Source organism: Caulobacter sp. P1_B12_2 (assembly GCF_056406675.1).
Genome location: NZ_JBFTZS010000073.1, coordinates 1 through 13,295 on the forward strand (window position 1 = coordinate 1; position 13,295 = coordinate 13,295).

Sequence of the window (13,295 nt, forward strand, 5' to 3'; positions counted from 1 at the left end):
GTCCAGGGTGCCGACATAGTTCCAGTGYGGGTCGTGCGGCGTGTCGAAGTCGTCGGCGGCCAGGTACTTGGAGACGTTGTTCGCGGCGTAGGGCTGACCCGGCTGGCGCAGGGCGCCGGTGCGGGGCTGGTTCTTGCTCCAGCCGCCGGCCGGGGTCTGGAAGCTGACGATGACGTCGGCCACGTGGCGGGCTTCGGGCGTCGCGTACCAGGCCGCGTCGCGGTCCAGCGGCATGGCCTTGGGACCGCCCGCGCCTTCCTCGGGCGGCTGAGGCGTGGGCTGGCCGGGCTTCAGTTCGGCGGCCAGGGCGGCCCGGTCGGCGAGGTTTTGCTGCTCCGAGCGCGCCAGATAGGCCTTCCAGACATCGCGATCCTTGGCGGGAAGGGCTTCGATGCGCGCGGCGCTGATCGCCTGGGCCGGGGTGTTGGTCCCCACGACGGCGGCATGGGCCGCGCCGCACAGCAGGACGGCGCTCAGGGCCAGGGCGGCGGGGAGGGGGCGGAAGATCATGGGCGAATATCCGACGTTTGGCCGAGCTCGGCCGTCGGTGAAACGTCCGCCCAAAGCCGGCGGAGCGCACCCCATTTTTCCGCCTGGCGACGGGCCGGGTTTACGGCCGACGACAGAGCGGCTTTCATCGGGGCTGGACTGGAGGGACGTGATGATGACGCCGAGCGCGGCGGAGGTCCTGGCCGACGATTTCGCCGATCCTCTGGTCGGCCGCATCGTCGGGTTCCTGCGCCGGATCGGCATCCCGGTCGAGGTCGCTACGCTGGAGGACGAGACCTTCCTGCCAGGCGTGGCGGTGGCGGGCGGCGGCCTGCGGGTCGATCCGCTACGGCTGGCCTGGCCGGGCGACCTGCTGCACGAGGCCGGCCATGTCGCCGTCGGCGATCCGGCCCGTCTGGACGAGGGCGTCTCCAGCGACCCCGGCGAGGAAATGGCGGCCCTGGCCTGGTCGTTCGCGGCGTCGACCCATCTGGGCTTGGATCCGTCGGTGCCGTTCCACGAGGGCGGCTATCGCGGCGGCGGCAAGGCGCTGGCCGAGATGTTCAGCCAGGGCGGCGATGTCGGCGTGCCGATGCTGGCCATGTGGGGGCTGACGATGGAGCCCCGCCGCGCCAAGGCCGTCGGCGCGCCGCCCTATCCGCATATGCTGGCCTGGCGGCGAAGCTAGGGCAGATGCGGGGCGACCCGCGCCTTGAGCAGGGTCACCAGCGCCGGGTCCATGAAGGCGTAGTCGTCGGGGATGTCGAGGCAGATCACCCGCGCCTTCAGGTGACGTTTGAAGCGCTTGGACAGCTTGGCGCGATGGGTCTTCTCCATCACGAAGATCACATCGGCCCAGGCGACCAGCTCACCGGTCAGCGGGTTCTCTGCGTCTTGATTGGTCCCCGCGGAATCGACCTCCAGATCGGTCCGGGTCGCGAACACTTGCTCGGCCGTAGGGCTGCGCAGCTTGTTCTGGCTGCAGATGAAGAGGACATGCTTCACGCCGAGATCAGGCGGCCGCGAAGTCGCGCAAGGCGGTCAGGCCGCTCTGGTTGATCGGCAGGATGAAGCTGACCGTGGTGCCTTCGCCGGGGTTGCTGGTCATTTCCAGCGCGCCGTCGTGCATCTCGACCAGCGACTTGGTCAGGGCCAGGCCCAGGCCCGTGCCCTGGGTGGTCTTGGCATGCTGGCTTTCGACCTGCTCGAAAGGCTTGGCCAGCCGCGCCAGGTCTTCCGGCGCGATGCCGATGCCAGTGTCGGTGACCGAAACCCGGACGCGTTCGCCCAGCGGATCGCGGCGCACCTCGGCCCGCACGACGATGCTGCCGGCGCGGGGCGTGAACTTGATGGCGTTGGACAGCAGGTTCAGCAGCACCTGCTTGACCGCGCGGTAGTCGGCCTCGACCTCGGGCAGGGCCGGGAAGTCGATGTCCAGCTTCAGCCCCGCGGCCTCGGCGCGGTTTCGCACCAGGCGCACGGCGTCCTCGGTGACGTCCTCGAGGTTCAGCGGCTCGAACTTCAGGTTCATCTTGCCGGCTTCGATCTTCGACATGTCGAGGATGTCGTTGATCAGGGCCAGCAGGTGCTGGCCGGAATTGTGGATGTCGAGGCTGTAGCCCTTGTAGCGCTGGTCGCCGAGCGGGCCGAACATCTCGTTCATCATAATCTCGGAGAAGCCGTTGATGGCGTTCAGCGGCGTGCGCAGCTCGTGGGACATGTTGGCCAGGAACTCGCTCTTGGCCTTGTTGGCGCCCTCGGCCTTGACCTTCTCCATCTCGTACTTGCGCGCCAGTTCGGCCAGTTGCTCCTGACTGCGCTCCAGACCGGTCACGGCGTATTGCAGCTGCTCCTCGTTGAGGCGGCGGGCTTCTTCCTGGTTCTTGATCGCGGTGATGTCGGCGGCGGTCATCACCAGGCCGCCCTCGGCCGTGCGGCGCTCGCTGATCTGGATCCAACGGCCGTCGTTCAGTTCCGCCTCGCGAACGCCCTTGGCGCCGTCGGGAGCGGGCTGGTCGTGCTTGATGGCCAGGGCCGCGAAGCGGTTGACCTCGGCGCGGGGCGCGCCCGGCTTCAGCAGCTTGGGCTCCAGGTTGAAGACGTTGCGGTAGTTGCGGTTGCACATCAGCAGCCGGCCCTGGCGGTCYCACAGCACGAAGGCCTCGGACACGCTTTCGATGGCGTCGCGCAGGCGGTTCTCGGCGGCCTGGGCGCGGGCCTGGGCCAGGCGTTCCTCGGTGACGTCCAGCGCCACGCCGATGATCCGCGAATAGCCGTCCTCGCCGGGCTTGCCAAAGCCCTGGCCGCGGGCGTCGATCCAGATGGCGCGGCCGCCGTCGCGCGACGGCACGCGGAACGACACGTCGAACGCCCCGTAGGTCGCGGCGTTGGCCAGGGCCTGGCGGACCTTGTCGCGGTGGTCGACCGAGACGCGGTCCAGCAGCTCCTGCCCGGGCACGACGCCGCCGCCGCCCCAGCCGAACATCGCGCCGGTGACGTCGGACATGAACACCTGGTCGCCGCTCAGCTCCCATTCCCAGATGCCGCAGCGGGCGGCTTCGACGGCGAGGCGAAAGCGCTGCTCGCTGTCGACGAATTCGCGTTGGGCGGTCTCGACGCGGCGGCTCTGCAGCATCAGCATCAGGGCCAGGGCGATGCCGACGGCCAGGGGCGCCAGCAGCGAGAAGGCGCCTTCCATGACCTGGCGATCCATGTTGGCCACCGTGCGCGGCCGGGCCGCGGCGGCGGCCAGAAGGTCGCCCTGGGCCAGGGGCTGGATGGCGACGTCRAGGGCCTGGCCGTCGACCGACTGGCCGCGCAGCGCGGCCGCGCCGTCGCCCAGGTCGTCGGGGGAGAGGGAGAAGGCTTCGCGCAGGGTGGCGGCGCCTTGAATCGGTCGGCCGCCGGCGGCGAGGATCCGGCCGTCGGCCAGCATCAGAGCGCTTGCCGCGCCCTTGGTGGGTTGGGCGATCAGGCGAACAGGGTCGCTTGAGGCGATGACGAAGCCGCGCCCGCCGGCGACGGGGGCGGCGATGGCGACATAGAGGCGGCCGGTGGTCCCGCCGCCGATCCACAGGCTGCGGCCCGAGGCGCCGGCCGCGCGGGCGGCGGCCTTCCAGTCGGCCGAGGCGTCGCGGCCGGCGACCGCCAGCACGTCGGTCGCGCTGACCACGGCCACGGCCATGGCCTCGCCGCCGGCCGCGCGCAGGGCGGTTTCGGCGGCGTCGATCGGACTGCTTGGMTCGCGTTGCAGCAGGTCGGAAGCGGCCGACAGGCCCGCCCGTTGAGCGGCGAGGTTGGTTTCGGCGGCGGCGGCGACCAGCTTGGCCTGGGCGGCCAGGGCCACGCCGCCCGGCGGGGCCTTGGCTTCGTCTTTCAGTCGGTTGACGCCGAAGGCCGTATAGACCSCCAACAGCAGAAGAGCGGCCAGGATGGCGAGGCGCACATAGGCCTGGGACGGCGATTGCGCGGCGCGCGAGCGGGCCGCGCCCGCCGCCGAAAAGCCGGCTCCCGCCAGCCTCCCGGTTCTCGCCCCGCCACGCTCCAACGCCCAATGCTCCCGCAAGCCCTCGGCGAGTCACTTCGCCGACATGGTGAATCTACCGCAGGCGTAAGGGCCGCGTCACCGCTGAACCGTGGTTTTGACGGGGGATGAGCCCTTTAGTCGCAACTGTTGCGTCGAAGAATCATCGCAAGCTCGACGCCAGCAGGAGCCGGGGCGTCAGTCCAGGGCCCGGGAGACCAGTTCCAGCACGTTCTTGGACAGGCCGACATGGCCGCGGATGCGCTCCAATTGCTCGCGCATCAGAGCCGCGAGCTCAGGGATGTAGCGCCGCCAGGCCCCCAAGGGTTCGACCAGGCGGGCCGCTGTCATCGGGTTGAAGCCGTCCACCGCCAGGATCTGGTCGGCCAGGAAGCGATAGCCGTCGCCGCTCTCGTCGTGGAAACGGGCCGGATTGCCGCTGGAGAAGCCCTGGACCAGGGCCCGCAGGCGGTTGGGGTTGCCGCCGTCGAAGTCGGGATGGGCGGTCAGGGCCAGAATCCGGCCGATCGCGCCGTCGCCCGGATCGCGGGCCTGGACGGAGAACCACTTGTCCAGCACCAACGGTTCCTCGCGCCATTGGGCGTGGAAGGCGGCCAGGGCCGTCTCGGCGGGCGCGCCGCCGATCGCCACAAGGGCCGACAGGCCGCCCATGGCGTCGGTCATGTTGGCGGCGCTCTCGAAGTGGCCCACGACCCGTTCGACGTTGACCGCGTGGGGATCTGTCGCCAGCAGGTCGCAGCAGGCGTTGCGCAGCGCGCGCTTGCCGGCCGCTCGAGCGTCGGCCGAGAACTCGCCGCCGCTCTGCAGGTCGCCGTGCAGCCGCCGCAGCAGGTCGCCCAGATGGACGGCGATGACGGTCTTCAGGTGGCCGCGTGCCGCATGGATCGCCGCCGGATCGACGGGATCGACCGCCAGGCTGAGATCGCCCTCGGTGGGCAGCGCCAGCAGCAGCGCCTTGAAGGCCGGATCCGAGGCCTCGTCGACCAGGGCCTTGCCCAGGGCGTCGGCGTAGCGTTCCTCGCCGACCTCGTCGGGCGCGCCCGCGGCCCGGCCCAGGATCAGCTCGCGGGCCAGGGTCTGGCCGGCCTCCCAGCGGTTGAACAGGTCCGGGTCGGCGGCGAACTGCACGTAGCGGTCGACGGCGCGAGTGTCGGTGGTCAGGTTCACCGGGGCCGAGAAGCCGCGCAGGGCCGAGATGACCGGGACGCTCGTGACGCTTTCCCAGCGAATGGTCTTGGTCGCCTCGTCCAGCAACACCACCTCGCTGCCCCGCAGCACCTCGCCGTCGCCGTCGAGCAGGCCGATGGTCACCGGCACGGGCAGGGCGTGCTTGACCGCCTGGCCGTTGGTCGGGGCGGTGGACTGGGTCAGCGTGATCTCCAGCGCCTTGGCCGCCTCGTCATAGACGTGGGTCAACGACACCGCCGGCGTGCCGGCCTGTTCGTACCAGGCGAAGAAGTCGCTCATGTCGCGGCCCGAGGCGTCGGCGAAGCAGGCGATGAAGGCCTCGACCGTGGTCGCCTCGCCGTCGTGGCGCTCGAAATAGAGATCCAGGCTCTTGCGGAAGACTTCGGCGCCCAGGATCGTCTTGAGCATCCGGATAAGCTCGGAGCCCTTCTCGTAGATCGTCGCGGTGTAGAAGTTGTCGATCTTCAGGTAGCTCGATGGCCGCACGGGGTGGGCCAGCGGACCGGCGTCCTCGGCGAACTGGCGGGCGCGCAGGGCCTTCACGTCCTTGATCCGCTGAACGGCCTCGCCGCGCATGTCGGCGCTGAAGCTCTGGTCGCGGAAGACGGTCAGGCCTTCCTTCAGGCACAGTTGGAACCAGTCGCGGCAGGTGATGCGGTTGCCGGTCCAGTTGTGGAAATACTCGTGGGCCACGACGCTTTCGATGCGCTCGTAGTCCATGTCGGTGGCGGTCTCGGGCTGGGCCAGCAGCAGGGAGCTGTTGAAGATGTTCAGCCCCTTGTTCTCCATGGCCCCGAAATTGAAGTCGCGCACGGCGACGATCATGAACAGGTCCAGGTCGTACTCGCGGCCGAACGCCTCCTCGTCCCACTTCATCGAGCGCTTCAGGGCGTCCAGGGCGTAGGCGGCGCGCGGGGCCTGGCCAGGATCAACGAAGACCTTCAGGGCCACGGTGCGGCCGCTCACGGTGACGAAGCTGTCCTCCAGCACGTCCAGCTCGCCGGCCACCAGGGCGAACAGATAGGCGGGCTTGGGGAAAGGGTCGTTCCAGAGGGCGAAGTGGCGGCCGCCGGGCAGCGGGCCGGATTCCAGCAGATTGCCGTTGCTCAGCAGGTGATGGAACGCCGCGTCGGCCTCGATCCGCGCTGTGAAGCGGCTCAGCACGTCGGGACGGTCGGGGAAGAAGGTGATGGTCCGGAAGCCCTCGGCCTCGCACTGGGTGCAGAACCGGCCGCCGGACATGTAGAGGCCCATCAAGGCCTTGTTGGCCGACGGGTCGATCTCGACCTCGGTGGTCAGGACGAAGCTGTCCGGGACCTGATGGATCGTCAGGCCTTCGCCGTCGAGCGCGTATTCGTTGGCGCTCAGCGCCTGGCCGTCGATGGCGACAGAGATCAGTTTCAGCCGCTCGCCGTTCAGGAACAGCGGTTCGCCCGCCGCGCCCGTGCGCTTGAGGGTCAGGATCGCCTTGACCCGCGTCGCGCTGGGCTCCAGCTGGAACTCCAGTTCGGTGGTGTCGATCAGGAACGGAAACGGGCGATAGTCCGAGAGCCGGACCGGCTGGGGCGTGTCTGTGCGCATCCTGTCAATGTAGGCAAGGAGATGTGTCGGGGCGAGGGCGCACTTGACCCGATCGTCGAATTATCGCGAGTTCCGCGCCGTGGTCTCGAGGCGACCACGAGGGGGCGTCGATGACCGGTCGGGAATGCGGCGAATGCGGTCAATGCTGCAAGCTGATCGGCGTGCGCGAGCTGGAGAAGGCGCCGCACGTCTGGTGCCGCTACTACAAGCGCGACAAGGGTTGCGGGATCTACGAGGTCCGGCCCCGGGGCTGCGCCGACTTCGCCTGCGACTGGCTGCTGGACCAGCGGCTCGACGACGCCTGGCGGCCTGACCGCAGCGGCTTCGTGCTGCATGCCGGCGACGGCGGCCGGGTGATCAATGTCGAGCTCGACCCCACCCAGCCGACCGCCTGGCGACGCGCGCCGTTCGAGGCGACCCTGCGTGGCTGGGCCAGCGCGGGGGCGGCCGATGGGCTGGAGGTGCTCATCTGGGTGGGCCGGCGCTGCTGGCGGCTGGCCCCGGGGGGCGGCGAGATCGACCTGGGCGTCGTGCGGCCGGCGGTGGCGTTCGCCGCGCATAGCCGTCTGCGCAGACCCGGCTCCGGGCGCGATTGGCCGCCGGCGGACGCAGGGTTAGGCGACGAGCTCACCTAAACTGTTCGTCACTTGAACCGCGACACGAACCCGCCAAAGCTCGGGTTTCGTTTCGGGGACCTGCCTCATGTCGCTTACAGACGTTTCGCCGTTCGCCGCCGGTCTCGACATCGGCGCGCGCCGGTTCCTGCACCCCGGACCGCTGCGCTGGCTGCGGTCGCTGGGCTGGGGCGGGCTRCTGTTCGTGGCCTTCATCGTCATCTACGCGGTGGTCAGCAGGCTGGGGGAGCCGGCCAAGGGCGCCAGCGGCACGCCGCTGAGCGTCGTCCTGATAGCGGGTCTCAGCGCCCTGGGACTGGCGGTCTATGCCGGCGTTGTTCGTCTCGCTGAAGCCCGCTGGCCCAGCGAACTGGGTCTCAGACAGGCCGCGCCGGAACTGCTGACCGGGCTGTTGGTGGGAACCGCGATGCTCAGCGCCGTGGTCGCGGCGCTTCTGCTGTTCGGCCTCTACGACATCTCGGGACCGCGCGCGTCGTCGCCCTGGACCATGATCAATGTCGGCATAGCCTCGGGCTTTTTCGAGGAGCTGATCTTCCGGGCGATCGTGCTGCGGCTGCTGATGCGAGCTTTCGGGATCTGGCCGGCGCTGGGCTTGTCGGCGGCGCTGTTCGGCGCGCTGCATCTGACCAATCCCAACGCCACGCCCGTGGCCGCCATCGCCATCGCGGTGGAGGCGGGGCTGATGCTGGCCTCGTTCTACCTGCTGACCGGCCGCCTGTGGGTGTCGATCGGCGTGCACGCGGCCTGGAACTTCACCCAGGGCTGGATCTGGGGCGCCCGGGTCTCGGGCATTCCGGTCACGGAGAGCCTGTATGTGAGCGCGCCCAAGGCCGGCGCGCCCGACTGGCTGAGCGGGGGCGCCTTCGGTCCGGAAGCTTCCGTCCCGGCCATGGTGATCGGCACCGGCGTGGCGGTGGTTGTGCTGTACTGGGCCTGGAAGAAGGGGAACTTCAAGGCCCGGTCGGAAACGGCTCCGATGGTCGCCGAGGCCTTCGACTAGGGCTCAGCCGGCCTCGATGACGCTCGGCGCGGCCTCGGCCGCCGCCGGCACCTCGTACAGGCCCCGCTCGATCGCCGAGGCGCGTTGGGCCAGGGCCACCACGGCCGGCGGCGCGTCCTCGGGATTGTCTGCGGCCAGCTCGATCAGTTGGCGGGTCAGGGCGTGGAGCTGCGGCGCGGCGGCGATCAGCCGGGCCTGGAACTCGATCTTGCGCGGATCGCGATCGTACTCGGCGCCCGGCGTACGCCAGCCGCCCCAATCGTTGGGGTCGGTGACCACCACGGGATAGGTGCCGGGATAGGGATGGTGCAGGCAGTCGCTTTCCTGCTGCCACTTGTTGCGGGCCCGCAGGATACGCCAGTGGGCCACCGCCGCGCCGCCGGACTCGTCGATGCGGTCTTCCGCCTTCAGCTCGCTGGCCTGGAACTCGCGGCCCAGGCCCACGTCGTAGGTGACGCGCACGGGTTCGTCGAAGCCCTTGGCCCAGATCGGCACGATCTTCTCGATCGTCGCCCAGGCGCCGACGCTCTCGACCCACACCTTCTGGTTCCGCTGAAAGACGGTCTTTGCCACGCACGCGTTCTCACTGAGTTCGGGGCCGCCATAAGAACCTTAAATCCTTGACGCGAGGTCAATCTTTCCCTCGGGCGAACGATCGTTCATCGTGCTCGCCAAGACGCGTCGCCACCCACAAGAGCGGGCGCCAAGGGAGGGAATCCAGGTGGATTTCGACTATTCCGACGACCAGAAGTTTCTGAAGGACGAGGCGCGCAAGTTCCTCGCCGCCCGCTGCCCGTCCTCGGCGGTGCGCGGCGTGCTCGACGATCCGGCCAAGAGCTACGACGCCGGACTGTGGAGCGCCGTGGCGGAACAGGGCTGGCTGGGCGCSGCGATTCCCGAGGAATACAACGGCCTGGGCCTGGGGCGGGTGGAGCTGTGCGCCATCGCAGAGGAGCTGGGCCGGGCCGTGGCGCCGATCCCGTTCGCCTCGACGGTCTACATCCTCGCCGAGGCGGTGATGGCCTACGGCGACGAGGCCCAGAAGGCCGCCATCCTGCCGCGCATCGCCGCCGGCGAACTGATCGGCTGCCTGGCGACCTCGGAAGGTCCGGGCGTGATCACGCCTTCGGCCCTGCAGGCCAAGGTCGAGGGCGGCAAGCTGTTCGGCGTCAAGATCCCGGTCACCGACGGCGACGCGGCCGACATGGCCCTGGTGCTGGCCAATGAAAACGGACGGCCCGGCCTGTTCCTGGTCGATCTAAAGGCCAGCGGCGTCAAGGCCGAGACCCTGCAGAGCCTCGATCCGACGCGCGGCGTGGCCCGCCTGACCTTCGACGGCGCCGTGGCCGACCGGCTGGGCGAGGCGGGGCAGGGGTTCGAGCTGGTGCAGGCGATCCTCGACCGCGCCGCCGTGCTGCTGGCCTTCGAACAGCTGGGCGGGGCCGACCGCTGCCTGGAGATGGCCCGCGAATACGCCCTGGGCCGCTACGCCTTCGGCCGCGTGATCGCCGGCTACCAGGCGATGAAGCACAAGATGGCCGACATGTACGTCAAGAACGAGGTCGCCCGCTCCAACGCCTATTACGGGGCCTGGGCCCTGAACGTCGACGCGCCGGAGCTGCCGATGGCCGCCGCCGCCGCCCGCATCGCCGCCTCGGACGCCTTCTGGTTCGCCAGCAAGGAAAGCGTCCAGGTGCACGGCGGCATGGGCTTCACCTGGGACGTCGACTGCCATCTCTACTACCGCCGCTCGCGACAGCTCAGCCTGGTGGCCGGTTCGCCCAAGCTCTGGAAAGAGCGGCTGGTGAGCGAGCTCGAGAAGAAGAACGCGGCTTAGGGCCAAGGCTCAAGGGAAGACACGATCATGGATTTCAACGACTCCCCCGAAGAAGCCGCCTATCGCGAGAAAGCCCGCGCCTGGCTGGTCGAGGCCGCCGCCGCGCACCGTGCCGAGCATGGAGAGCCCAAGCCCACCACGCCCGAGCACATGGCGGCCGGCAAGGCCTGGCAGGCCCGCAAGGCCTCGGCCGGCTACGCCTGCATCACCTGGCCGGCCGGCGTCGGYGGCGGTGGCGGCACGCCGATCCAGTCGGTGATCTTCGGCCAGGAAGAGACCAAGGCCGGCGTCGGCTACGGCTATTTCACCATCGGCCTGGGCATGTGCGTGCCCACGGTCATGGCCTTCGCCGACGACGAGACCAAGCAGCGCTTCGTCTCGCCCGCCGTGAAGGGCGAGGAGATCTGGTGTCAGCTGTTCTCCGAACCGGCCGGCGGCTCGGACGTCGCGGCTCTTCGCACTCGCGCCATCCAGGACGGTGACGACTGGATCATCAACGGCCAGAAGGTCTGGACCACCGGCGCCCACTATTGCGACTACGGGATCGTCCTGGTCCGCACCGATCCCGACGTGCCCAAGCACAAGGGCCTGACGATGTTCTGGATCGACATGCGCGACGCCGCCGTCGAATGTCGGCCGATCCACCAGATGTCGGGCGGACGCGAGTTCAACGAGGTCTAYTTCACCGACCTGCGGGTCAAGGACAGCCAGCGGCTGGGCGCGGTCGGCGACGGCTGGAAGGTCGCCCTGGTCACCCTGATGAACGAGCGTCTGGCGGTCGGCGGCTCGGCCGGTCCGGACTATCGCCAGGTGATGGAGCTGGCGCGCGGCCTGTCGGGCGCCAACGGTCCGGCCCTGAAGGACCAGGCGTTCCGCGAGAAGCTGGCCGACTGGTACGTCAATTCGCAGGGGCTGAAGTTCACCCGCTTCCGGACCATGACCGCCCTGTCGCGCGGCCAGACGCCGGGACCGGAAAGCTCGATCGGCAAGATCATCTCGGCCAACCAGCTTCAGGACCTGGCCAACACGGCGGTCGAGGCCCAGGGCGAGTACGGCATCCTGACCGATCCATCCCTGGCCCCCATGGAGGCGGCGTTCCAGCAAAGCCTGATGTGGGCCCCGGGCCTGCGGATCGCCGGCGGCACCGACGAGATCCTCAAGAACATCATCGCCGAACGGGTCCTGGGCCTGCCCGGCGACGTGCGAGTCGACAAGGACGTGGCGTTCAAGGACATGCCCACCGGACGCTAGCCCGGCCTGCTCAACGAGACTCGCCTTTAAGGTGCGTCTCGTTCATGCTCTCGTGAAAATGGGGCGTGGAGACGGGCGATGCGTGGAAGAGCTTCGAAGGATGGTCTGACGGTTCGGATCATCGCCGGGACCCATGCCGTCCTCTTGGCCTTCGATGTGGCCGACGAGCGCCGCGCCGGATGCCTGGGCTTCTCGATCGAGCGCACCGACGTGGGCACAGGCGATCGCCGCTGGCTGCCCAACTCGCTGCGCTTCATGAGCGACCCGAATCCGGAATGGGTGACCACGGCCCGGGCTCCGCTGCAGAAGTTCCGCTGGGGCGACTACACGACCGAGCCAGGGCGGCTGTATCGCTACCGGGTGGTCGCCCGCTATGGAACGCCCGCCGAGGTCCTGGCCCAGGGGATCCTGGCCGAGCGTCCCGGCGGCTTCGACGCCATACCCGGCGGAGTCACCCTGGAGCTGCGCACCGAGGACTGCCGCAACGAGGCCACCTCGATCTTCTTCAACCGCGGGGCCGCGGCCAGCCAGGCCTACGTCAACAAGTTCGGCGACAATGATCCCGACGACATCCCCGAGGCCCTGACCTGGTTGTCGCGCGGTCTGGAAGAGGGGCTGGTGGCCTTCATCGCCAAGGCCGATGGGCCGGACTTCGCCCTGCACGGCTGCATCTACGAGTTCGAGAAGCCGACGCCGATCCGGGCGCTGATCCAGGCCCAGGGGCGCGGCGCCGAGGTGCACATCGTCTATCACGCTCGCAAGGGGGGCAATACGGCCGACGAGAACCGGCACGCGATCGAGAGCCTGAACGTCACCTTCGCGACGACGCCCCGCACCCAGGGCTCGGCGATCATGCACAACAAGTACCTGGTGCTGTCGCGCAAGGACGCCGCCGGGGTCTTCAAGCCGATCGCGGTGTGGACCGGCGGCACCAACTGGACCGAGGGCGGCGTCTACGGCCAACTGAACGTCGGCCACGCGGTCTATGACCCGTCCGTCGCCGAGCGCTACGAGGCCGGCTTCCAGGTGCTGGCCCAGGACCTGAGCATCGACAACACCCAGGCCAAGAACGACCTGATCACGCCCACGCCTCTGAATCGGGCGGCGTTGCAGCACGGCGCGACGCCGCTGTTCTCGCCGCAGAACGGGCTGGGGATGCTGGATCTCTACGCCGACGTCTGCAAGACGGCCAAGGTGCTGATGGTCAGCGCGCCGTTCGCCCTGCACCAGAAGATCCGCGACGTGCTGCAGTCGCCCACCGACGGCGCGATGCGGTTCATGCTGGCCGACAAGGAAGGCTCCTACGGCGAGAAGGGCAATATCGACTTGCTCAATCTCGACCCGGGCAACATGGCCGCCGTGGCCAAGCCCTTCGAGGGCATCAAGCTGGCCGACTTCCAGAAGCGGAAGCTGGATCGCGACCGGCTGATGATGGACGAGGGCTTCCACCACGCCGGCATCCACATCCACTCCAAGATCATCCTGGCCGACCCGTTCGGCCCCGATCCCGTGCTGATCACCGGCTCGGCCAACTTCTCGACCAACTCGACCGTGGCCAACGACTCCAACGTGCTGGTCTTCCGAGGCGATACGGCGGTGGCCGACGTCTACGTCGCCGACTTCATGCGGATGTTCGAGCACTACTGGTTCCGCTCGCGCAAGGACGAGAAGCGCGAGGCCAACCAGGTCTTCGCCCTGAAGGACACGGACGGCTGGTCGGAGAAGTACTTCACGCCCGGCACGCGGGAGCAGCGCGATCGTCTGGCGTTC

The 13,295-nt window shown here is 69.0% G+C and carries 10 protein-coding genes and 1 pseudogene; 6 read left to right on the plus strand and 5 right to left on the minus strand.

Annotated features, from left to right (window positions below):
- Positions 1–510, minus strand: a pseudogene (locus AC1DZ6_RS06770) (pectate lyase); the annotation flags it as partial.
- Positions 511–661: 151 nt separating this feature from the next.
- On the opposite strand from AC1DZ6_RS06770, the gene AC1DZ6_RS06775 reads away from it, so the two are divergent.
- Positions 662–1,177: a hypothetical protein gene (locus tag AC1DZ6_RS06775; RefSeq protein ID WP_477096433.1), complete on the plus strand. Its 516-nt coding sequence runs from the start codon at positions 662–664 to the stop codon at positions 1,175–1,177.
- Here AC1DZ6_RS06775 and AC1DZ6_RS06780 read toward each other — a convergent pair.
- The 3 genes from AC1DZ6_RS06780 to pepN all read right to left on the minus strand — a co-directional run bounded on the left by AC1DZ6_RS06780 (position 1,174) and on the right by pepN (position 6,802).
- Positions 1,174–1,494 (minus strand): low molecular weight protein tyrosine phosphatase family protein, encoded by a 321-nt coding sequence (locus AC1DZ6_RS06780; RefSeq protein ID WP_477096434.1) that lies wholly within the window; start codon positions 1,492–1,494, stop codon positions 1,174–1,176. The genes AC1DZ6_RS06775 and AC1DZ6_RS06780 overlap by 4 nt on opposite strands.
- A 7-nt stretch (positions 1,495–1,501) precedes the next feature.
- Complete coding sequence (gene pleC, locus AC1DZ6_RS06785) at positions 1,502–4,036, minus strand: cell cycle histidine kinase PleC (protein ID WP_477096442.1); 2,535 nt, start codon at positions 4,034–4,036, stop codon at positions 1,502–1,504.
- Positions 4,037–4,210: 174 nt separating this feature from the next.
- Positions 4,211–6,802 carry an aminopeptidase N gene (pepN, locus tag AC1DZ6_RS06790; protein WP_477096435.1) on the minus strand — a complete coding sequence of 864 codons (2,592 nt, stop codon included), beginning with the start codon at positions 6,800–6,802 and terminating at the stop codon, positions 4,211–4,213.
- 110 nt (positions 6,803–6,912) lie between these two features.
- Here pepN and AC1DZ6_RS06795 point away from each other — a divergent pair, with 110 nt between their 5' ends.
- A complete protein-coding gene (locus tag AC1DZ6_RS06795; RefSeq protein ID WP_477096436.1) occupies positions 6,913–7,437 on the plus strand; it encodes a YkgJ family cysteine cluster protein in 525 nt (174 codons plus the stop codon).
- A 67-nt stretch (positions 7,438–7,504) separates the two neighbouring features.
- A complete protein-coding gene (locus AC1DZ6_RS06800) occupies positions 7,505–8,437 on the plus strand; it encodes a lysostaphin resistance A-like protein (protein ID WP_477096437.1) in 933 nt (310 codons plus the stop codon).
- 3 nt (positions 8,438–8,440) lie between these two features.
- Here AC1DZ6_RS06800 and AC1DZ6_RS06805 read toward each other — a convergent pair whose 3' ends face one another.
- Positions 8,441–9,010 carry a hypothetical protein gene (locus AC1DZ6_RS06805; RefSeq protein ID WP_477096438.1) on the minus strand — a complete coding sequence of 190 codons (570 nt, stop codon included), beginning with the start codon at positions 9,008–9,010 and terminating at the stop codon, positions 8,441–8,443.
- Positions 9,011–9,158: 148 nt separating this feature from the next.
- On the opposite strand from AC1DZ6_RS06805, the gene AC1DZ6_RS06810 reads away from it, so the two are divergent.
- The 3 genes from AC1DZ6_RS06810 to AC1DZ6_RS06820 all read left to right on the plus strand — a co-directional run.
- Positions 9,159–10,274, plus strand: coding sequence for an acyl-CoA dehydrogenase family protein (locus tag AC1DZ6_RS06810; RefSeq protein ID WP_477096439.1), 1,116 nt, complete (start codon positions 9,159–9,161; stop codon positions 10,272–10,274).
- A 27-nt stretch (positions 10,275–10,301) separates the two neighbouring features.
- Positions 10,302–11,525, plus strand: coding sequence for an acyl-CoA dehydrogenase family protein (locus AC1DZ6_RS06815; protein ID WP_477096440.1), 1,224 nt, complete (start codon positions 10,302–10,304; stop codon positions 11,523–11,525).
- Positions 11,526–11,603: 78 nt separating this feature from the next.
- A partial coding sequence (locus AC1DZ6_RS06820) for a phospholipase D-like domain-containing protein (RefSeq protein ID WP_477096441.1) occupies positions 11,604–13,295 on the plus strand: 1,692 nt, incomplete at its 3' end.